The sequence below is a fragment of the Capnocytophaga canimorsus genome (assembly GCF_002302565.1).
In the GTDB taxonomy this organism is placed as follows: Bacteria; Bacteroidota; Bacteroidia; order Flavobacteriales; family Flavobacteriaceae; genus Capnocytophaga; species Capnocytophaga canimorsus.
In genome coordinates, this window is the sequence record NZ_CP022382.1 from 111172 (window position 1) to 133502 (window position 22331).

18 protein-coding genes and 2 tRNA genes are annotated in these 22331 nt (G+C 35.6%); 19 read left to right on the forward strand and 1 reads right to left on the reverse strand.

Features of this window, described 5'->3' with window-relative positions; all coding sequences use genetic code 11:
- Positions 1-29: 29 nt before the first annotated feature.
- The 6 genes from CGC47_RS00490 (at position 30) to CGC47_RS00515 (ending at position 10308) form a co-directional block, all read left to right on the forward strand.
- Entirely contained in the window at positions 30-1310 is a 1281-nt protein-coding gene (locus CGC47_RS00490; protein ID WP_095899846.1) for a dicarboxylate/amino acid:cation symporter, read from the forward strand.
- Between the two features lie 28 nt (positions 1311-1338).
- Positions 1339-2082: a hypothetical protein gene (locus CGC47_RS00495; protein WP_042000296.1), complete on the forward strand. Its 744-nt coding sequence runs from the start codon at positions 1339-1341 to the stop codon at positions 2080-2082.
- A gap of 11 nt (positions 2083-2093) precedes the next feature.
- Positions 2094-3986, forward strand: a complete 1893-nt coding sequence (locus CGC47_RS00500; protein WP_042000291.1) for a S9 family peptidase — start codon at positions 2094-2096, stop codon at positions 3984-3986.
- 236 nt (positions 3987-4222) lie between these two features.
- The gene (locus CGC47_RS00505) at positions 4223-7510 is read left to right on the forward strand and encodes a SusC/RagA family TonB-linked outer membrane protein (protein ID WP_095899847.1); all 3288 of its coding nucleotides are present in this window, start codon (positions 4223-4225) and stop codon (positions 7508-7510) included.
- 11 nt (positions 7511-7521) lie between these two features.
- A complete protein-coding gene (locus CGC47_RS00510; RefSeq protein ID WP_095899848.1) occupies positions 7522-8868 on the forward strand; it encodes a RagB/SusD family nutrient uptake outer membrane protein in 1347 nt (448 codons plus the stop codon).
- Positions 8869-8880: 12 nt separating this feature from the next.
- Positions 8881-10308, forward strand: coding sequence for a TlpA family protein disulfide reductase (locus CGC47_RS00515; RefSeq protein WP_042000268.1), 1428 nt, complete (start codon positions 8881-8883; stop codon positions 10306-10308).
- 69 nt (positions 10309-10377) lie between these two features.
- Here the strand turns inward: CGC47_RS00515 and CGC47_RS00520 are convergent, their stop codons facing one another.
- A complete protein-coding gene (locus CGC47_RS00520) occupies positions 10378-10860 on the reverse strand; it encodes a carboxypeptidase-like regulatory domain-containing protein (RefSeq protein ID WP_042000266.1) in 483 nt (160 codons plus the stop codon).
- Positions 10861-11064: 204 nt separating this feature from the next.
- On the opposite strand from CGC47_RS00520, the gene CGC47_RS00525 reads away from it, so the two are divergent.
- The 13 genes from CGC47_RS00525 (at position 11065) to mazG (ending at position 22326) form a co-directional block, all read left to right on the forward strand.
- Entirely contained in the window at positions 11065-11865 is an 801-nt protein-coding gene (locus CGC47_RS00525; RefSeq protein ID WP_041913815.1) for an outer membrane protein assembly factor BamD, read from the forward strand.
- A gap of 12 nt (positions 11866-11877) precedes the next feature.
- Entirely contained in the window at positions 11878-12198 is a 321-nt protein-coding gene (locus tag CGC47_RS00530) for a DNA-directed RNA polymerase subunit omega (protein WP_013997049.1), read from the forward strand.
- Positions 12199-12213: 15 nt separating this feature from the next.
- Positions 12214-13407, forward strand: a complete 1194-nt coding sequence (gene coaBC / locus CGC47_RS00535) for a bifunctional phosphopantothenoylcysteine decarboxylase/phosphopantothenate--cysteine ligase CoaBC (protein ID WP_042000263.1) — start codon at positions 12214-12216, stop codon at positions 13405-13407.
- 140 nt (positions 13408-13547) lie between these two features.
- A tRNA-Glu gene (locus CGC47_RS00540) sits at positions 13548-13619 on the forward strand.
- A 48-nt stretch (positions 13620-13667) separates the two neighbouring features.
- Positions 13668-13739, forward strand: a tRNA-Glu gene (locus tag CGC47_RS00545).
- Positions 13740-13800: 61 nt separating this feature from the next.
- Positions 13801-14058 (forward strand): 30S ribosomal protein S20, encoded by a 258-nt coding sequence (gene rpsT / locus CGC47_RS00550; protein ID WP_013997047.1) that lies wholly within the window; start codon positions 13801-13803, stop codon positions 14056-14058.
- Positions 14059-14158: 100 nt separating this feature from the next.
- Positions 14159-15265, forward strand: a complete 1107-nt coding sequence (locus tag CGC47_RS00555; RefSeq protein WP_052456123.1) for a hypothetical protein — start codon at positions 14159-14161, stop codon at positions 15263-15265.
- Positions 15266-15277: 12 nt separating this feature from the next.
- The gene (recO, locus tag CGC47_RS00560) at positions 15278-15991 is read left to right on the forward strand and encodes a DNA repair protein RecO (protein WP_042000261.1); all 714 of its coding nucleotides are present in this window, start codon (positions 15278-15280) and stop codon (positions 15989-15991) included.
- A 222-nt stretch (positions 15992-16213) separates the two neighbouring features.
- A complete protein-coding gene (locus CGC47_RS00565; RefSeq protein ID WP_041913817.1) occupies positions 16214-16483 on the forward strand; it encodes a GlsB/YeaQ/YmgE family stress response membrane protein in 270 nt (89 codons plus the stop codon).
- 235 nt (positions 16484-16718) lie between these two features.
- Positions 16719-19529, forward strand: a complete 2811-nt coding sequence (gene uvrA, locus CGC47_RS00570; RefSeq protein ID WP_042000258.1) for an excinuclease ABC subunit UvrA — start codon at positions 16719-16721, stop codon at positions 19527-19529.
- A 15-nt stretch (positions 19530-19544) separates the two neighbouring features.
- Positions 19545-20639 carry a Nif3-like dinuclear metal center hexameric protein gene (locus CGC47_RS00575; RefSeq protein WP_042000255.1) on the forward strand — a complete coding sequence of 365 codons (1095 nt, stop codon included), beginning with the start codon at positions 19545-19547 and terminating at the stop codon, positions 20637-20639.
- Positions 20640-20645: 6 nt separating this feature from the next.
- On the forward strand, positions 20646-21428 hold the full coding sequence (locus CGC47_RS00580; RefSeq protein WP_044729008.1) for a zinc ribbon domain-containing protein: 783 nt from the start codon (positions 20646-20648) through the stop codon (positions 21426-21428).
- A 91-nt stretch (positions 21429-21519) separates the two neighbouring features.
- A complete protein-coding gene (mazG, locus tag CGC47_RS00585) occupies positions 21520-22326 on the forward strand; it encodes a nucleoside triphosphate pyrophosphohydrolase (RefSeq protein WP_042000252.1) in 807 nt (268 codons plus the stop codon).
- The last annotated feature ends 5 nt before the right edge of the window (positions 22327-22331 follow it).

A 22331-nucleotide genomic window follows, 5' to 3' on the forward strand; every position in this document is an offset into this window, starting at 1 on the left:
ATACAATTGGATAACGTTAAAAATCACGTATGAAAAAAATAGCACTTTATTGGCAAATTATCATCGGAATGATTTTAGGGGTTTTGTTGGCACTTTTAATGTTACAATTTTCTTGGGGGAAAGATTGGGTGCTTGACTATATCAAGCCCTTTGGGGTGATGTTTCTTAATGCACTGAAACTTATAGCTGTACCTCTTATTTTGGCTTCGCTCATCAAAGGGATTTCAGATTTGAAGGACATTGCCAAGTTTTCAAAAATTGGAATAAGAGCCATATCTATTTATATGATTACCACCATAATGGCAGTAACCTTGGGGCTATTGGTTGCCAATACCGTGAAGCCCGGAGAGGCACTCACCGCTGAAACTCGGCAGGAGTTGGTACAAAATTATAAGCAACAAGCCGATAGCAACATTTCCAAAGCTCAGCAACAGAAAGAGGCACGTCCGCTTGATGCACTACAAAATATAATACCTGATAACATTGTCAAATCGGCATCGAATAATATCAATATGTTACAGATTATTTTCTGTGCCATATTTTTTGGTATTGCTATGATTTTAGTTCCCGAAGAAAAGGCACGTCCAGTCAAAGCCTTTTTTGATAGTATGAATGATATCATACTGAAAATAATTGACTTAGTAATGATGTTAGCGCCTTTCGGTGTTTTTGCTTTGATTTGTGGTTTGATTGTAGAAGTTCCTAATAAAGAAGTCATTCAAGCATTGGCGCTTTATGCCTTTAGTGTCTTTTTAGGATTGACGTTGATCATCGTTATATATCTAATCATCATCTATTTTTATACTAAAAAAACACCACTTTTCTTTCTAAAGAATATGGCACCAGTACAATTATTGGCATTTTCTACCAGTTCCAGTTCCGCTACTTTGCCCGTAACGATGGAACGTGTGGAGGATTATTTAGGAGTGGAAGAAGAGGTTAGCAGTTTTGTTTTGCCTATGGGAGCTACCGTGAATATGGACGGAACAAGTTTGTATTTGGCTGTAGCAGCTGTTTTTATTGCACAAGCTTTCGGTATGAATTTGAGTTTGGAAGCTCAACTTGGTATTGTAGCTACAGCAACCCTTTCTTCTATTGGTACGGCAGGAGTGCCTGGTGCTAGTGTAACGATGTTGGTCATTATTTTGGAGCAGGCAGGTATCCCTGAAGCAGGTTTAGCCCTTATTTTTGCCGTTGATCGTCCGCTGGATATGCTCCGAACGGTAGTGAATGTTACAGGAGATGCTGCCGTTTCAATGGTGGTAGCAAAATCAGTAGGCAAATTGGGAGAGCCTAAGAAAAAAGATTAAATTAGGAAAATAATATTTTGGTAAAAAAATGAATAATAAATTATTGTTGTTGTTTTTGCTGTTATCCGTTTCGTTGATAGGGCAAAACAAGAAAAAAAACGATTGGGAGAAGGAAAATCTGATAGGAAAAGTAAAGCAAGTGACAATGCAACGCTTCGAAGCTCTTGAAAATGGCGCACTTGGCGCTAAACTTCCTGACCATACCCGTACTACCTTTAATGAACAAGGAAAGTACATCTCCCGAGAGGAAAAATATGACGAAAATATAGGCTTTAAAACGCTTTATACTTATGGTCAAGACGGATTATTGCAGGAAGAAAAACGATTTCAGACCAACATCAATACAATGCTCAAACGTACTGTTTATGTTTATGACAGTCAAGGAAATGAAATCAATCTTGAAAATTATAATTCCGAAGGAATTTTGGAAAACAATATCGTCATAGAACATAAAGATGCTTCAGTAGAAGCCTTTATTTACGACCCACAAGGCAATTGGCGAGGAAGATACACTATTGCTTACGATGCTCACGGAAACGAAACCGAATTGGTGGTTTATGCTCAAAATGGTGAGGTAATCATTAAAGATATTTCCATTTATGATTCCAAAAATAATCGGATAGAAAGGAATTATTCTCATTTGTATCAAGGAATTGTTACCGTACGTACTTATGCTTACGAGTTTGATAGTTACGGCAATTGGGTCAAACAGATTACCTTTAATAACGGAAAGCCCGAGAGTATTTCCCTACGTACTATTGAATATTACTAAACATTCACATAATGAAACAGATAACTTCTTTACTGATGATGAGTCTTTACACTGCCCTAGCTGTGGCACAACAACCGCTTTCTCCTGAAAAACTTTGGGAGCTGGATAGAGTAGGCGCTATTGGGGTTTCTACTGACAAACAATTTGTACTTTTTTCTGTAACCACACCCAAAGTTGCTGAAAATACATTTTCTAAATCGTACTTTAAGTTAGCCATAAATGGCGGAGTGGCAATTCCTATTTCTAAGGAAGAAGTGGAAAAGCAAACCGAAAAGCGTAATGTACAAGGGGATAAGAAACTGATTCATAAGTCGGTAAAAATCAAATCTGTTTTAGCACCCGATTTCTATGAAGATTTGCAAAAATCTTCTGGGCAAGTTTATACCTCATTAGATCATCGTCATTGGGATAAATGGACTGACGGAACTTATAATCACGTTTTTGTAGAAGAGCTTAGTTCGGGTAAACAAACTGATATTATGCAAGATTTACCTTATTATTGTCCGCAAGAGCCTTTTGGAAGCACCTCTGACTATATTTGGCATCCGAATGGTAAAAAGGTACTTTATGTAACTAAGGCTAAAACAGGTACAGCATACGTACAAAGCACCAATACAGATATTTATGAATTTGATTTAGACACTCAAACCACCCAAAATCTCACCGAAGGTATGATGGGGTACGATACGCATCCGTCTTTCAGTAAAAGTGGTGTTTTGGCTTGGCTTAGTATGGAAAATGAAGGCAATGAAGCCGATAAGAATGATTTGATTATTTTACATAACGGAAAAGCTAAAAATATAACAAAGGCTTGGGACGGTACCGTTTCTGACTACATTTGGAGTGAAGATGGTAAAAAGATTTATTTTAATGCGTCCATTGATGGTACAGTACAGCTCTTTGAAATCAATCCGTTTGCTAAAAAACCAATGCCTAAACAGCTTACCAAAGGTGATTTTGATATCAACGGTTTGGTAGGTCAGGTAGCAAATCGAATCATAGTTACTAGAACTGATATGAACCGAGCCGCAGAAATTTATGTATTTAATTTAAAAAATAATCAGCTTAGTCAACTTTCTCGGGTTAATGATCAAGCCTATAAATCAATAGCCAAAAGCAAGGTAGAAAAGCGTTACATCGTCACTTCCGACGGAAAACAAATGCTTACTTGGGTGATTTATCCGCCTGATTTTGACCCTAAAAAGAAGTATCCGACCTTATTATATTGCCAAGGAGGACCTCAATCGCCTTTGTCGCATTTTTACAGTTTCCGTTGGAACTTTCAATTAATGGCAGCTCAAGGATATATCGTTGTAGCTCCCAATCGTAGGGGAATGCCTGGTCACGGAGTGGATTGGAATGCTGCAATCAGTGGGGATTGGGGCGGACAAGCAATGCGTGATTATTTGACGGCAATTGATGCTTTAGCACAAGAACCTTTTGTAGATAACCAACGCTTAGGGGCCATCGGAGCCAGTTATGGAGGGTATTCGGTATTTTATTTGGCAGGAATACACCAAAAACGATTTAAAACTTTTATCGCTCATTGTGGGGTGTTTAACTTGCAAAGTATGTACGGAACCACTGAAGAAATTTTCTTTACCAATAACGAGTTAGGAGGAGCTTATTGGAAAGAAAATAATCCTATAGTGCAGAAGTCATATACTGAATTTAATCCTATCCATTGGGTAAATCGTTGGGATACACCTATACTTATTATCCACGGAGGAAAAGATTACAGAGTACCCAAAGAGCAAGGTTTACAAGCCTTTACTGCTGCACAACTCAGAGGAATAAAGAGTGAATTGCTCTATTTCCCCGATGAAAATCACTGGGTGTTACAACCGCAAAACGGTATGTTTTGGCAACGCAATTTTTTCCGATGGCTCAAGGAGACATTGTAACGTCTGTTTTTGTCTCATTAAGTAGTTTTAAACTGAATGAAATATAGGGATTGAGTTAAAAATACAATAGATGTAAGGTATATGTAGAGTATATTTTTACGTATTGTCTTTTTTTTAGATAAATAATACAGTGTTATTTATTTTGTATTGTTTTTTTGTTATTTTTGCATAAGATTTCGTTTAGTGTTTAAATGAATGTAGGTTATTGTGTGATTTAAAATCAAATACTTAAATTTATGAAAAAAGGACTTGTATTATTTTTCGTTTTACTAACCGCTGTGGTTTGGGGGCAAAAAGACGTTACAGGAGTGGTAAAAGACCAGCAGGGCGTACCCGTTATAGGGGTGAATGTCGTTATCAAAGGAACTAGCAAAGGAGTTTCTACTGATTTTGAAGGTAATTTTGTGTTGTCAGCCAAAGAGGGAAATGTGCTTGTATTTTCGGCAATTGGTTACAAAACGCAGGAGAAAAAGGTGCTGAAAAACGGAGCTTTTATCTCTGTTGTAATGGAAGAAGATTTGATGGAAATAGGCGAGGTGGTTGTCACAGGTTATCAGACAGTTGACCCTACTAAAGTAGCTACTTCCTATACTAAAATTGACATTAAAAACTTTGAGCGAAGAGGAACACCTGATGTTATTTCAGGGATAGAGGGGCTTTCGGCTTCCTTGGTTTTGTCCAACAATCCGAATAACCCGACAGGTTCTAAGGAATTTTCCATTCGTGGGGTTTCTACACTCTCTGGAGATTCTCGTCCGCTTATTGTTTTGGACGGATTTCAATACGGCGGGAGACTTGAAGACATCAATCCGTATGAGGTAGAAAGTATCACCTTGCTTAAAGATGCCGCCTCAGCTTCTATTTATGGAGCAAAATCATCTAACGGAGTAATCGTAATTACAACTCGAAAAGGTAAAGAAGGAAAAACACAAGTGCGTTACACTAGCAACCTTACATTTCAAGATAAAATGGATTTGGGGTATATTATGAATCGGGTTTCTTCGTCTAAATTGGTGGATATTCAGCATCAGTATGCTAAGGAAAATCACAATTTTGTACAAAATTATCAAAAACTTTTTGAAGCGAATAGCCCTTATGCTTCATACTATGCAGCAAATTCAAATCGTGTGTATTATCTTTATGGATTAAAGAAATATGGGTATATTACCGAACAAGATTTTGATGAGCAGATAGCTCAACTTCGCTTGTATGATAACACGAAAGATATTGAGCGTTTGTATTTGCAAAGCCCAATTACTAATCAACAAAACATATCAGTATCAGGTGGTTCAGAAGCATTCAAATATCGAACTTCATTGAACTACACACATAGTTTGAAAGGTGTTAAAAATAATGAGAACCAAAGAGTTATATTTGATTTTATCTCTAATTTGAAATTTAGTCCAAAAGTGAATTTAGATTTTCAAACTAGTTTAACATCAAACAATAATTCTTACAAACTCATAGAAGATCAACAGAAAAGTTTGGAACGAAGCGACATTTTTAAAATTGGTTCATATGACCGCTTTTTTGACGAAAAAGGAAATCCATTATCTGTTTTTAAACCTGGAGGAAATGTAGGGACAAACTCTGGAGGGCTTTTTGGCGGAAAAGACCCTTATGAAATTCAAAGATTGGTTGCTGCAGGGCTTTTGGACGAAACGTATTACCCAGCACTTGACTTTGGTAAATACACAGCTAAAGACAACGATTGGACGGCACACGTTCAAGGGCTTTTGAATATTGAACTTACTGAAGGATTAGTTGCTAAAGTAGGAGGACAATTGAGGAAGAAGGCCTTTAACATAAACAATACATCAGCTGCGGATTCTTGGTATATGAAAAGTCTTATCAATAATACCACACCATTGTCATTCAGTGGAAATGCCAGAGATTTGATAATTCCTTACGGAGCTCGTTTCAGAGAAACTCGTGGAGAATCTATTGATTATTTGTTCCGCACCCAACTTGAATTTAATAGAACATTTGGTGAACATAACATACATTTATTCGCAGGAGCTGAAGCTCAGGAAGACAAAATACAACTAACCAGAATCGATCGTTTAGGATATGACCCTAAGTCAAACTTGTATTTACCTACCGATTATAAAACGTTGCGTGATGATATAAACAATGTTTATCATCCTAACAAAAGAATTGCTAGTGGTATTCATTTTGATGAAGGTTTTGAAGAATTTCAAAATAGATATATTGCCGCGTATTCTAACTTTTCGTACTTATATACTGATAAATATGTACTCTCCGGAAGCATACGTATTGATCAATCCAATCTTTTTGGAACAGATCCTAAATATCGATACAAACCCTTTTGGTCATTGGCAGGACGTTGGCGTTTGGGAGAAGAGGCTTTCCTAAAAGATAAAAATATGAAACTTGATTTACGTGCTTCTTATGGAGTTAATGGAAATATTGCCAATAAATATGGACCTTTTGATATTGCAGAAAAGAGATTCGAGTATCGAGCAGGAGACATCCTCGCTTTAAATATCACAAATTACAAAATCAACAATTTAAGATGGGAAAGGTCAGAAACTGCCAATTTTGGAGCGGATTTGTCTTTTTTCAACAATCGTTTAGAATTAGTATTGGATTATTATCGTAAAAATACAACAGATGCTTTGGCAAAAGTAGATTCCGACCCCACTTTTGGTTCTAATTTTGTTTATCGCAATGATGCCTCTTTAATCAACAATGGGTATGAAGTAATGCTCACTTCTCGAAATATTCGTACACCAGATGTACTTTGGGAGACTCAACTCTTCTTCAGATATAATAAATCAAAGATTACTGAAGCAAGTTTTGATACCAGTACAGGAAGACCACACAATTTTTCTGGAAAAGTACACAATATGAAAGGTAACGAACCTAACTCTTTGTATGTATTTGAGTATGCTGGGGTTAGTGACACTGGAGAAGGTCAAATCCGTAAGGCAGATGGCAGTCTAGTAAAAGTAGAGTATAGTTATAGTACTCCCAGACTTTTCAATTATGATGATTTAAAAGCCGCAGGTACGGTAATACCTAAATATACGGCTTCAATGAATAACAATTTTACTTACAAAGGACTAGGACTTTCTTTTTTATTTGTGTACCAAGGAGGGCACGTTATGCTCAAAGATAGTTATAATGGTTCTCCAACCCAGAATGGGGTTACACTAATGCACAAAGATACTGAAAGAGCTTGGCAAAAACCTGGTGATGAATCTTTTACTGATATTCCTAAACTTAGTTCAGCCTTGTATAGCAGTATAATTAGTGGTTCAACCAAGAATGTGTTACCTGCCGATTTCATTCGATTAAGAGATGTAGTTTTAAGCTATACTCTACCAACAAGCCTCTTAGGTGGGCTTAAAGTCAAAGAATTGACAATAAATATGAGAGCAGGAAATTTATGGCTATGGACTAAAAATAAAGAAGGTATCGACCCTGAAACACAAGGGTTGGGTATCAGAACCCCTCTATTACCCAAAAGTTATACTATGGGAGTTAATCTAATCTTTTAAATCTTGAAGAAATGAAAAAGTTATATTTTTTAAGCATACTGGCAGGAGTTGTAGTTTCCTGCGATAAATATTTGGATATTGAGCCAAAAGGCTCTGTTATTCCTCGTACGGTGGAAGAATACGATTTGCTCCTTAACGGGATACATAGTACTTCTAATGAAGATGTTCTGGCACTTACAGCTGATGATTTTAATCTTTATACTTTCAATTCGTCACAGGCGATAGATGTAAAAAGTCCAGACAACCAAGATTTTCAGTTGTATTCGTGGGGTGATTTTCGGTTTTATAACATAACCTACCCTGTTTCAGCTTGGAACAAATCGTATAGTAATATCTATATCAACAATAAAATCATCAATGAGGTAGTACAATCAGACCCTTCACTGAGCTACAAGGAAGAAGATAAATTTAAAATACAAGCTGAAGCCTATTACAACAGAGCATTGGACTACTTTTTCTTGGCAAACATTTTTGCTAAAGCCTATTCATCTTCAGCTGATAGAGACTTTTCTGTTCCCATAGTTACTAAGGCTGATGTAACACAATATAATTTACCAAGAGCAACAGTTAAAGAGGTTTATGATTTTATTATCAATGATTTAGAAAAATCGTTAGAATATCTTCCTGCTAAATCAAAAGCGCATATTCGTCCGAATATAGGTTCAGGCTATGCGTTGTTGTCAAGAGTATATCTTTACAAGGGAGATTATCAAAATTCGTTAGAATATGCTAATAAAGCAATAGGAATTTCTAATGTTACGTTGCAGGATTATGTAAATTTTGATGAAACAAAAATGGAAGAAGCTTATAGCTTTGAACAATATTCCATTCGCTATTTTGGTGCAACTGCAGGTTATGGAGGTAGTTTATCTAATAATTTGAAAACTGTTTTAAGCACTACGGACGATGCCCGTTATTACAAGTTCTATGAGGTTGATCCAAACTATGGTGAGGGAAGAATATCCTACCAAGTTACACCCAATGCGGCTCCTTCTGTGGGTGAAATGTACATAACTCGTGCTGAATGCTATGCTCGTTTGGGTAAAAAAGATTTGGCAATCGCCGATTTGAATACGTTACGCGAAAAACGCCTTAAAAATTACACACCTTTGCAATCTGCTGATTTTTCGTCAGATAAAGATTTGATAAAATTCTGTTTGGAGGAACGAAGACGAGAAACTTTCCAATCACATTTACGCCTGTTTGATGTGAAGCGAATGAATTTGGAGCCTGATTTTGCAACCACACTTGTAAAGGAATTTCAGGGAGAAACTTACAAGGCTGAACCAAATTCAGGCAAGTTGGTGCTACCTATTCCTGCACAAGTAATGAAATTCAACCCTTCTTGGGAAGGATAATTAATTTATGTGATGAAAAAAATAAGCATACTTTTGGCTTTTACTATGGTAATTAGCTGTGGTACGCCAGATAAAAAAGGTAATTTACTTTCGGGAAAAGTTTCAGGAGAAGCCAATAATAATTTGTCGGTTAATTTGCCTATTGACGGGAAATATTTTGCAGGGAATAATCAGCAAATCAACATTAAAAAAGACGGAAGTTATTCTGTTGAAATTCCTGAGGGAACAATTGGAATGGCTTTTTTACATAATCACTTTGTTCCAGCCTATTTGTTTGTAGATAAGCAAGAACAATATGTTGTGGATTTTCAGGGTGAAGAAGTTACTTACGACTCCGATAATCAAAAGATGTTTCAATTGTTCAATGATTTGGAATTGTTTGCTGATGTTCGCAGCACAGTAGATGTGGAAAAGCACACGGACTTGGAGAGTAAAGTCAAGTATTATTCCAAATTATTGCAACGAAGAAAAGAAATTCTGGATAAAGCTCGTGAAGAATTGCAACTTTCTAAAGAGGCTTATGAAAAGTTGAAAAATCTGGTAGAATTAAAAGTAGCTGACTTGCAATCTGCTGATTTTTTCTTTACATTCCGACTTTTTTACGAACAAACTCCCGAAAAAAACAAGGAATTTGCCAATGTATATTTGAATTCTTGGGAAGAAATTTATGAAAAAGCCTTTCAAAATCCAGATTTATTGGCGTACGATGGACAAACTGCCTTTCTTTCGCGTTACAGAATGTTACAAGATATTAAAAATACAGGAACTTTGCAGTTTGAATCATCTGAAAAGCCTTATTTCATTCGTGAAATTGATTTTTTTCGAACAAATTTACCTCAAAATTTAGTTGAGTATGCTTGGGCAAATACAATGTACGAAGGGCTGATGCAAGGAAATTTTGAAAAAGAATGGATTACTAATTTTGAAGAATTCAAAACACAATTTCCGAGTAGCAAACTCACGGATTTGCTTATTCCTTATGTAAATAAAGTTGTTGAATATCACAATAGTGAGAAAGGTTTTTCTGTGAATTTTGTGGAAAATTATCAAAATATTAACTCTTTAGATGAACTTTTTGCAAAATATCAAGGAAAAGTGCTTTACATTGATATTTGGGCGACTTGGTGTGTGCCTTGCCGTAAAGAATTACAATATTCTAAGGAAAATCATTCTACTTTGGAAACAATGGGCGTGATTCCTGTTTATCTCTCGATTGATAAAAATAGTTCTGATAATCAATGGAAAACGATGATTAAAAATCTGAAATTGGAAGGTGTTCATATCAGAGCCAACGAAGCATTTCAAAAGGAATTGGGCGAGTTTGTTAAGGCAATTCCTCACTATATCATAGTTGGGAAAGATGGTAAAATTAAAGAGAAGTCCGCCAAACGTCCTAGTGATAAAAGTCAACTTTTTGAGCAATTAAAAAACTATATTTAAACCATTTGACCTTTTTAATCTGTTGATTTCAAAGAACAAAGGAAAAGTTTTAAACTTTTCCTTTGTTCTTTATCTTTGTGTAGGAGATATTTTAAAATATACAAAATACTTATAAAGTCGCCTCTTGGTAGATTTTAGGGCATCTCCACCACTTGCTTGAACAGAATTTTCTACATTGAGAACAATTCTGTCCACTTTTTGTTCTACAAGTTTTTTACGACCTTCAACAGTTACGGCTTCCATCTGAATAGACTCATCAATTTTTATAACTCCTAAATCAGTATTTTTGGAAAGTGATACATTTTTGCTGAAAAGTTCCGTTCCGAATTGTTCTAAAATGAGGGTGTAATTGCCTTTCGGGATTTTCACCAAAAATTTGCCCGAAACATCAGTAAGTGTTCTGTGTACGGGTTTTCCGTCTTTCTTTAAGATGACATTCAGAAACTCAGCGGGTTTTTGCTGTTGATTTTTCACTTCTCCCGAAAGAGTGATTTCTTGAGAGTAAAGAACAGTAGCAAAAAGTAAACATAAAAAGGATAACGTGGTTTTCATATGATATTGATTATTGGTTTCTACCCTTAAAGACGTATGAAAGAAAAAAATGTTACAAAAACAGAAAAATGCTGTTTTAAAAGGAATGGAGTGAACATTTTCAAAATCAAAAAGGATTAGTGAACGGTTATTTTTTTTAGTTTTATGGCAAAATCCAAATTTATGTTTTGTTATTTAAGAAGAATCAATTACTTTTGCCAAATGATGAAAATGATGCGAATTATAGTTATAGGACTCTTTAGTGTGCTGTTGCTGAGCTCTTGTGGAGAGTATCAGAAAGCGCTCAAGTCCGATGATGCCAAAGTAAAATATACAATGGCTGAAGATTTATATAATAAAAAACAATACCGAAAAGCCATTCGCTTGTTTGAACAAGCTTTACCTCATTATGTAGGTAAGCCTCAAGGAGAAAGATTAGTTTATATGTTTGCTGATTCGTATTACAAAACCAAACAATATTCGTTGGCAACGTATCAGTATGAACGTATGCAAAAACTTTATCCCAAAAGCCAAAAGGTAGAAGAGGCTGCTTTTTTGGAAGCAAAGACCTTGTATTTAGAAACCCCTATTTATAGTGTTGACCAAACAGCTACATACAAGGCTATTGAGAAGTTACAATATTTTTTGGACAGATACCCAAGTGGTGAGTATTCGATAGAGGCAAACGAGATGACTTTGGAACTTCTGATTCGTCTGCAACGCAAGGACTTCGAAATTGCTAAGCAATATAGTCGCATACGTGATTATCAAGCAGCGATAAAGGCTTTGGACAATTTTTTGTCAGACAATCCTGGCTCTGTATTCAAAGAAGAAGCCCTTTATATACGCTTACATTCAGCTTATGAATGGGCAATAAATAGCGTTGAAGAGAAAAAAGCATCTCGCTTAAAAATGGCTAAGGAAGCCTATGACAATTTGTTACGTGCTTTTCCTGAAACGCAATACCGAAAAGAAGCTGAAAAAATGCTTCAAAAAATAGAAACTTCATTAAAAGAAATGATATAATTTACCATAATTATGAGTGATTTGAAAAGGATAGATGCACCCACATCAACCATTACTTACAACAGAAATGCTATAGATGCTTCAACTAATAACATCTATGAGGCTATTTCTATAATAGCCAAACGTGCTACTCAAATCAATTCTGAAATTAAAAAAGAATTGGTGGAAAAACTAGATGAGTTTGCTACTAATAACGATAGTTTGGAGGAAATTTTTGAAAATAAAGAACAAATAGAAGTTTCTAAATACTATGAGAAACTCCCTAAACCTCAAGCTATTGCGGTAAAGGAGTGGTTAGAAGGTAAGATTTACTATCGCGAAACGAATTCTTAACGTTAAGGTTCAATAATGTCCGTTTTAGCAGGAAAACATATCGTTTTAGGTGTAACAGGCGGTATAGCGGCTTATAAAACGGCGCATTTGGTTCGTTTGTTAGTCAAAAAACAAGCCAAAGTCAAGGTGGTATTAACGCAAAGTGCTACGCAATTTGTTACCCCTTTGACTTTGGCTACGCTTTCTAAAAATCAGGTATATACCACTTTTTCTTCGGCTGACGGCAATTGGAATAATCACGTTGAACTTGCACTTTGGGCAGATATGATGCTCATTGCACCAGTAACGGCGAATACATTGGCAAAAATGGCCAATGGGCAATGTAATAATTTGCTGTTGGCAACTTATTTTTCTGCCAAATCACCTGTATTTGTAGCTCCAGCTATGGATTTAGATATGTATGCACATCCTACGGTGGCTGAAAATCTTAAAAAAATACAATCTTTTAAAAATCGGGTAATTCCTGCCGAAAAAGGAGAACTTGCCAGTGGCTTGGTGGGCGAGGGGCGTATGGCATCACCCGAAACCATCGTTCAATTTTTAGAAGATTCTTTTAACCAAAAGCTACCTCTTGTGGGGAAACGATTTTTGATAACGGCAGGACCTACTTATGAAGCTATAGACCCTGTTCGTTTTATAGGCAATTTTTCTACTGGGAAAATGGGAATTGCTTTAGCTAATGAAGTTAGCCGACAAGGAGGCGAGGTGGATTTGGTGCTTGGACCTACTTCAGAAAAAAATATAGATGAAAAAATTCGAGTACATCGTGTGATTAGTGCTCAACAAATGTACCAAGCTACCATAAGTCGATTTGATAAGACTGATGTGGCTATTCTTTCGGCAGCAGTTGCCGATTACACTCCCTTGACGAAAGCTTCTGAAAAAATCAAAAAGAAGGAAGGCGGTTTAAATATAGCTTTAATTCCTACAAAAGATATATTGGCTACCTTAGGAGAAATGAAGAAAAATCAGTGTTTGGTAGGGTTTGCTTTGGAAACACATAACGAATTGGAAAATGCCAAGCAAAAATTGCAACGTAAGAATTTAGATGCCATTGTGCTTAATTCGCTCAATGATGAAGGAGCAGGTTTTGGTACTGACACCAATAAGATTACTTTTATTACGCCTCAAAACCAAATTACATTTGCCTTGAAGTCAAAAACAGAAGTTGCTAAGGATATTATACAGCAAATCTTACAAATTCTTTGAAAATAATTCAAAAAATAAAATTCTGATTATTCGTGTTTTATGTTTTTTTTGAAGAAAAAAAAATATTTTTTTGAATAAAAATTTGTGAGTTTAAAAAATAATTGTACTTTTGCAACCGCATTAAAGAATTAAGAAATGATGGCCCGTTCGTCTAGGGGTTAGGACGCAAGATTTTCATTCTTGAAACAGGGGTTCGATTCCCCTACGGGCTACAGGTTTTGATTAATAGTTCTATTTAAGGTTTAGAGATTAAGAGGTTTGGCCCGTTCGTCTAGGGGTTAGGACGCAAGATTTTCATTCTTGAAACAGGGGTTCGATTCCCCTACGGGCTACAAAGAAAGAAATACGTGATTTTATATCACCTCTGTAGAATTTAAAAAGAATAACGAAAAAATGGCAAACCATAAGTCAGCATTAAAAAGAATTAGAAGAAATGAGGCGGCTCGCCTACGTAATCGTTATCAGCACAAAACTGCTCGTAACGCTGTTAGAAAATTACGTGCATTAGAAGACGTAAACCAAGCCAAAGAGCTACTTCCAAAAGTAGTTTCTATGATTGATAAGTTAGCTAAGAAAAATATTATTCACGTGAATAAAGCAGCTAACCTTAAGAGTAGCTTGGCTAAACATATCAACAAGTTAGCTCAATAATTTATAGGTTATTACAAATTTTGTTTTGAAAGTCAGGCTTATTTATAAGTCTGACTTTCTTTTTATTATATTTGTGTTTGTAAAACGGATTGTCAGACAAATGAAAATAGTATATATTACCATAATATCGTTCTTACTTTTGTTAGGATGTAATAATACCTCTTCTAATGCAAATCAAGATCGAAAAATAAAACCTAAAACTGTTGAATTTGAGGAGTTTAAAATCCCTAATCTTACCGAAAAAGCTTTAGATGATGTTCAGCAATGGAAGTCTTTTCGTTCTTTGGTACAGGTCATTATCAATGTATCACCTCATAAGGTAAAAAATGCGGACAAACTAGTAGCCGATAGCACTGAAAACTTACTGATATATAAACGATTTTCTGTTTCTGATAAAAAAAATGTACTTCAAAATATGTCAATTGACAGAGATTGGCGCACTACAGGCAAGGTAAAAGATACCATTTTCCGATTGCAAAAACTAAAGTTAGGGGAGGCTTCAGTGACTTGGAACAATTATTTGATTAAAGAAGTACCTTATACTTTTTCCATATTTGTAAAGCCTAACGACTATAAAAAATTTGCAGTTGAGATTGGTTTAAACAATCAAAAACAATTGGAACATATTTTTAGTTTAGAAACCGATTCGGCAGTTCAAACCTCACCAAATTCAAAAATAATTCCTCTAGAAGACAATTGGAAAGAAATTCAGTTGGTTTTTACTCCTCAACAAGAGGAAAGTTATGGTATAAAAATGTATTATGATGAGGACGCTCAGGTTAGCGAGAGTATATTGTTTTATCGTCCTACTTTGCAAGTAAAAGCTAAGGATTTGCAAAAAATAAAAAAATCTTCAGCTAAAATTGTTAAAGATGAGCTAGGAACAGAAAGTTCTTATGCAACTATTTTATTTTGGATGAAGCAGATAGAAAATGAAATTAGACACCTTATTGAGGCTGATGATTACCCCGAGAAGGTAAATCACCCAATGATAAAATCACGATTTCATCTGCTTTATACTCAAGTTCGCGAACTTTGTGATAATCTGCAAAATAATCCAGCATTTAATGAAACTCAAGTAAAAGGAAAAATAGCAGAAATTCAACATAATTTTAACACTATAATTCTGAAAGTAAATAAAATATACGAAAGCACTCTTGACCAAAGAATGCAAGAGGTACAAAAGGGTAGAGATTCTTTAATGTAACCGCTTTTAAAAGTGACTAAAGCCATTGTTTTATCATCGATTAAATATAGTGATAATAGCTTGATAGTGAGGTGTTTCACTGAAGATTTTGGTATCAGAAGTTATATGCTTAAAGGCGTACTCAGTCCGCGAAAAAAAGGAATATCTCCTGCTTATTTCCAGTCTTTTAACCAGTTAGAAATTGTAGAAAATCCGAAATCAATGGGCGGATTGTTTTACATAAAAGAAGTTAAGCTAGGGTATAGTTACCAGACGTTGCATACAGATGTGCGTAAAAGTGCAGTGATTTTATTTTTATCAGAAGTGTGTAATGATGTTTGTAATGTGGAGCATCCAGATGCAGATTTGTATTATTTTTTAGAAAATACGATTTGTTTTTTTGACCAAAATTTCTTTGAACCTAATTTTCATTTAAAATTTTTGTTGGAATTGACTGCTTATTTGGGTTTTTATCCAGATAAAAATGATATTGAAAATGCTTTGTTTTTCAATTTGGAAGAAGGCATATTTTCGGATCATTGCCCAACTGCTAATTACATTTCGGGAGAAGAATTATTGCTTTTTAAAAGAATATTACAAGCCTCATACACTGATTTATCTTCCATTTTGATAAACAGAAACGACAGAAATCAACTTCTTTTACATATTTTAAGGTATTATCAATGGCATTTTCCAGGATTTAAGCACAAAAAATCGTTAGATGTACTTCAAATGTTATTTTTGTAAAAAAAGATTTTTTTATCTTAATAAATTTGTTTTCATTCATTCATATTCTTGATGAGCTTAGAAATCTTTTTCTTTTTTAAGAAAAAAATTGATTTTTTTTCGTCTCAATATTTTTAATTTTATGTTTATTTGTCTATTTTTTAGAAAAATTTTAAGTTTTTTGTTTGTTTTTTTAACAAATAAAAGAGTATGTTTGCCATGAGGTTAAAAATTATTCAAGCTATGAATGTTGTTTCTTGGATTATTATAGGTCTTATAGCGGCATTTTTGATGAGAATTATTGCGCTAAAGAAAGAGCCAGGCGGCTTTTGGGTTTCGACTATGATTGGTTTATCGGGAGCCATAATAGGAGGTTTTTTGGGAAATATGCTTCAAGTTTTGAAATATTCAGATAGTTTTTGGAGTTTCAAAGATTGGACTTTTGCTTTCTTAGGAAGTTTTACCTTACTGGTAGCTTGGAAAATCTTTTTAGGATGGCAACATAAAACATAGTAAATTTTTCATAAAATGTTTTTTGGAGGGAAATTTTCGTAATTTACGAAAATTTCCCTTTTTGTATGTGCATAATGAAGGCTTTTTTAGTTTAAAACGAAATAAGTGTTTGATAATTAATTGTCAAAATAATTTTACAATCATACGGCTCGAATAATAAAAGGAGCCTAAAAAAACACTAACTTTGCCACGTTTGTAAACGCACTAGTTTTTAGCATCAGCATACGCTATAAATATGGAAAACAAAATTGAAGTTCAGGGGGCAAGAGCTCACAACCTTAAAAATATAGACATTGACATTCCCAGAGAGCAACTCGTGGTAATTACAGGACTTTCAGGAAGCGGGAAATCATCACTTGCTTTTGACACCATTTATGCCGAAGGACAACGACGCTATATTGAAACTTTTTCAGCATACGCAAGGCAGTTCTTAGGAGGGCTTGAACGACCTGATGTTGATAAAATCGACGGACTTTCGCCAGTTATCGCCATCGAACAGAAAACAACTTCCAAATCGCCCCGCTCTACTGTGGGAACAATAACCGAAATTTACGACTTTTTGAGGCTTCTTTTCGCTCGTGCATCCGATGCGTACAGCTACAAAACGGGCGAAAAAATGGTAAGTTATAGCGATGCTCAAATTCAGGAACTTATCACAGAAAAATATCACGAAAAAAGGATAAATATTCTCGCTCCAGTGGTGCAATCACGTAAAGGACATTATCGCGAACTTTTCGAACAAATTGCTAAACAAGGATTTGTAAAAGTGCGTACCAATGGCGAAATTCGGGATATTGAAAAAGGAATGAAACTCGACCGCTACAAAACGCACGATATTGAAATAGTGGTCGATAGACTTCTTATCGATTCAAATAAAGACACCCAAAGCCGATTACAGGAATCTATAAAAGTAGCAATGCAATACGGCGACGGAGTGCTGATGGTTTTAGACCAAGAAACGGAAAAAGTTCAGTTTTTCAGTCGTAATTTGATGTGTCCAAGTACGGGAATTTCGTATCCGATGCCCGAACCCAACACATTTTCGTTCAATTCGCCCAAAGGAATGTGTCCGCATTGCAACGGATTAGGAGAAGTGCAGGAAGTAAATCTTTCCAAAATCATTCCTAATCCAAAGATGTCTATAAAAAATGGGGCTATCGTTGCCATAGGCGAACAAAAAAACACTTGGATATTTAAGCAACTTGAAATTATCCTTCACAAATTCGGTGCAAAACTATCTGATAATGTAGAAGACCTTCCGCAAGAAGCCATCGATATCATTCTATACGGAGCAAAAGAAAAATATGCCGTAAAATCAGACGTTTTAGGAATAACAAGAGAATATGAAATTGATTTTGAAGGAATTGTAAACTTCATAAAGAATCAGCACGACAATTCCGATTCTGTTTCCATCAAAAGATGGGCTTCCGACTTTATGGATACGCTTCCTTGTCCTGAATGTGAAGGAACTCGCATTCGCAAAGAGGCTCTTTTCTTCAAAATAAACGAGAAAAACATCGCCGAGCTTTCCAAAATGGATATTTTAGAGCTTTCGGACTGGTTTGCTGTTCTTCCTGAAAAAATCTCGGAAAAACAACAGAAAATTGCATCGGAAATTATCAAAGAAATAAGCACACGATTGCAATTTCTGGTAGATGTAGGTTTGACATATCTTTCCCTTAGCCGAAGTTCAAAATCGTTATCAGGCGGGGAGGCTCAGCGGATTCGTTTGGCTACCCAAATCGGTTCGCAACTAACGGGCGTACTTTACATCTTGGACGAACCCAGCATTGGGTTACATCAACGAGATAACAAACGACTTATCAACTCATTAAAAGCTCTTCGCGACATCGGAAACTCAGTTATTGTAGTGGAACACGACGAAGAAATGATTCTGGAAGCCGACTATGTAATTGATATAGGACCAAAAGCGGGAAAAAATGGCGGTGAAATTATTTTTCAGGGTACTCCAAAGCAAATGATGGCTTCAAGCACCATTACTGCTGACTATATTAGCGGACGAAAACAAATAAATACCTCCAAAGAACGCAGAAAAGGTAACGGTAAGGAAATTATTTTGCGTGGTTGTACAGGAAATAACCTCAAAAATGTGTCGGTAACTTTTCCTCTGGGGAAAATGATTGGCGTAACGGGGGTTTCGGGTAGCGGAAAGTCTACTTTGATAAATGAAACACTTTATCCGATTTTGAATGCTCATTTTTTCAATGCGGTAAGGAAACCTATGCCTTATGAAAGTATCGAAGGGCTTGAAAACATTGATAAAGTAATTGCCATAGACCAGTCGCCTATCGGAAGAACGCCTCGTTCCAACCCTGCAACCTATACGGGAGTTTTTAGTGAAATCCGCACTCTTTTTACACAGACGCCAGAGGCTATGATACGCGGATACAAACCGGGTAGATTCAGCTTTAACGTGAAAGGCGGTAGGTGCGAAACGTGCGAAGGTTCAGGTCTGAAAGTTATCGAAATGAACTTTTTACCAGACGTTTATGTGGAGTGCGAAACTTGCAAAGGAAAACGTTTTAACCGAGAAACACTCGAAGTTCGTTACAAAGGAAAATCTATAGCCGATATTTTGGATATGACTATCTCGGAAAGTGTTGTTTTTTTTGAAAATATCCCTAAAATACATCGAAAATTAAAAACTATTGAAGAAGTAGGACTCGGATACATCACTTTGGGACAACAATCAACTACACTTTCGGGTGGAGAAGCTCAACGAGTGAAATTGGCCACAGAACTTTCAAAAAAGGATACTGGAAATACGTTTTATATTCTCGATGAACCTACTACGGGCTTACATTTTGAAGATGTGAAAGTACTTTTAGACGTTTTGGATAAATTGGTCGATAAAGGAAATACCGTGCTTGTCATCGAACATAATATTGACGTTATTAAGAAAGTAGACTACATCATCGATATAGGTTATGAAGGCGGAAAAGGTGGCGGTGAAGTTGTCGCTTCTGGAACACCTGAGGAAGTAGCAAAAGACAAAAAAAGTTTTACGGCTGAATTTTTGAAATAGCAAAAGCATTATTTTATGAAGGTAAAGGAAATTATATGGCAAATAGAACAATTAAGCCCATTGGCGTATGCTGAGAGTTTTGATAATGTAGGCTTATTGGTGGGAAACCCTGAAATGTCCGTTACGGGTATTCTTTTGACTTTGGATACTCTTGAAAGTGTTGTTGATGAGGCAATTGAAAAGCAATGCAACTTTATTGTTAGTTTCCATCCTATTATTTTCAATGGGCTTAAAAGTCTTACAGGTAAAAATTATATCGAACGGGTGGTAATCAAGGCGTTACGTCACGATATTGCTATTTATAGTATGCACACTGCGTTAGATAATAGCTATTTTGGGGTTAATGCCAGTATTTGCGATGCTTTACAGATAAAAAACAGAAGCATTTTAATTCCGCAGAAACATCCGATACGTAAACTCATAACCTATGTTCCTCAACAAGCCGCTGACACTTTAAGACAAGCCTTATTCGATGCTGGAGCAGGAAACATAGGTAATTATGCGAATTGTAGCTTCAATTTGGAAGGCATAGGTACTTTCAAAGGTAATGAAATATCCAATCCAACTGTGGGAGAACCTTTGATGCTTCAAAATCAGCCAGAAACACAAATTAGTGTTATTTTTCCAAAACATTTGCAAAAACAGATTCTAAAAACGCTTTTCGAAGTACATCCGTATGAGGAAGTTGCCTATGAAATTCATATTTTAGAAAATGATCATCAGTTTATCGGTTTAGGAATGATTGGTGAGTTGGAAAAACCAATGGCAGAGACTGATTTTTTACAATTTTTGAAAGAGAAATTGCCCACACAATGTATCCGACATTCTCATTTTACAGGGAAAACCATTCATAAAGTTGCCGTATTAGGCGGAAGTGGTGCTTTTGCTATCGATGTGGCTAAAGCGGCTCAAGCTGATGCCTTTGTTAGTGCCGATTTCAAATATCACGACTTTTTTAGGGCAGAAAATCAGCTGCTATTGGCAGATGTTGGGCATTTTGAAAGTGAACAATTCATAAAAATACTTTTATTTGAATATCTTACAAAAAAAATTCCTAATTTTGCCGTGATTATTTCGCAAATAGATACGAATCCTATCAAGTATTATTAAAAAGATATGACAAAAAGAACAGAAGTTACCGTTGAAGAAAAATTAAGAACTTTGTATGATTTGCAATTGATTGATTCGCAAATTGATGAATTGCAAAATGTACGAGGAGAATTACCCTTAGAGGTACAAGACCTTGAAGATGAGGTAGAAGGATTAACCAATCGTTTGAGCAAGTTTAAAGAAGAATTAGAGTATTTGCAAACGGAAGTAACTAACAAAAAAAATGTTATTGAAGAAGCCAAAGCACTCATTAAGAAATACAACGAACAGCAGAAAAATGTTCGAAACAATCGTGAATATAATTCGATAACTAAAGAAATAGAGTTTCAAGAGCTTGAAATCCAGTTGGCTGAGAAACGTATTAAAGAGTTCAAAGCCCAAATGGAGCACAAAAAAGAAGTAATCAAACAAGTGGAAGACCGCAAAGAGCAACGCGAAACACACTTAAAACATAAAAAAGAGGAATTGGATTCTATTTTGGCAGAGACTCAAAAAGAGGAAGATTTTTTACGTGAAAAATCGGCTGAATATGCTTCAAAAATAGAAGATCGCTTGTTAAATGCTTATCGCAGAATACGTTCAAGTGTGGTAAATCGTTTGGCAATTGTTCCTGTTGAGCGTGGGGCTTCTGGAGGGTCGTTTTTTACTATTCCGCCACAAGTACAAATGGAAATTGCAGCTCGTAAAAAAATCATTACCGATGAACATAGCGGACGTATTTTGGTAGATGCGGCTCTTGCTGAGGAAGAAAGAGAAAAGATGAATGACCTTTTCAATAGTATTAAGTAGTTTCATAATTATTTGAAATTTTGATTTTTGAAATGCCGTTGGTGGGTTACCTTACGGCATTTTTTATATAAATAACTAAATAAACGAATTGATGAATAAAATCAATCAGAATTCCAACACCTTTAGAGCTAATCAATTACAAGCCTTTGAGCGTCTGCTAGATATTATGGACGATTTGCGTGAGAAATGCCCTTGGGATAAAAAACAAACTTTCCAATCGCTTCGGCATTTGACCATTGAGGAAACCTACGAACTAGGTGATGCTATTTTAGACAATAATTTGGAAGAAATCAAAAGAGAATTGGGTGATTTATTGCTTCATATTGTCTTTTATGCTAAAATCGGTAGTGAAACTAACGATTTTGATATTGCTCATGTTGCTCATAGTGTTTGTGATAAACTCATCGAAAGGCATCCTCATATTTATGGTAATGTAAAGGTTGAAAATGAAGAAGACGTAAAGCGAAATTGGGAAAAAATTAAACTTAAAGAAGGGAAAAAAAGTGTTTTGCAGGGGGTACCTAAAAGTTTACCTGCTTTAGTTAAAGCCTCTCGCATACAAGATAAAGCCGCAGGAGTGGGGTTTGATTGGGATTCCAAAGAAGGGGTTTTTGATAAGATTAAGGAGGAAATCGATGAGCTTCATCGTGAAATAGCGCTCAAAAATACCGAAAATATCGAAAAAGAGTTTGGTGATGTGCTTTTCAGCTTGATAAACTACGCTCGTTTCTTAAAAATCAATCCTGAGGATGCTCTCGAAAAGACGAATAAAAAATTCATTAAACGATTTCAGTATCTGGAAGAAAAAGCTCAACAACAGGGCAAAGCTCTAAAAGATATGACCTTAAGCGAAATGGAGGCTTTTTGGCAAGAAGCAAAAACGTTTGATAATTGTTAATTTTT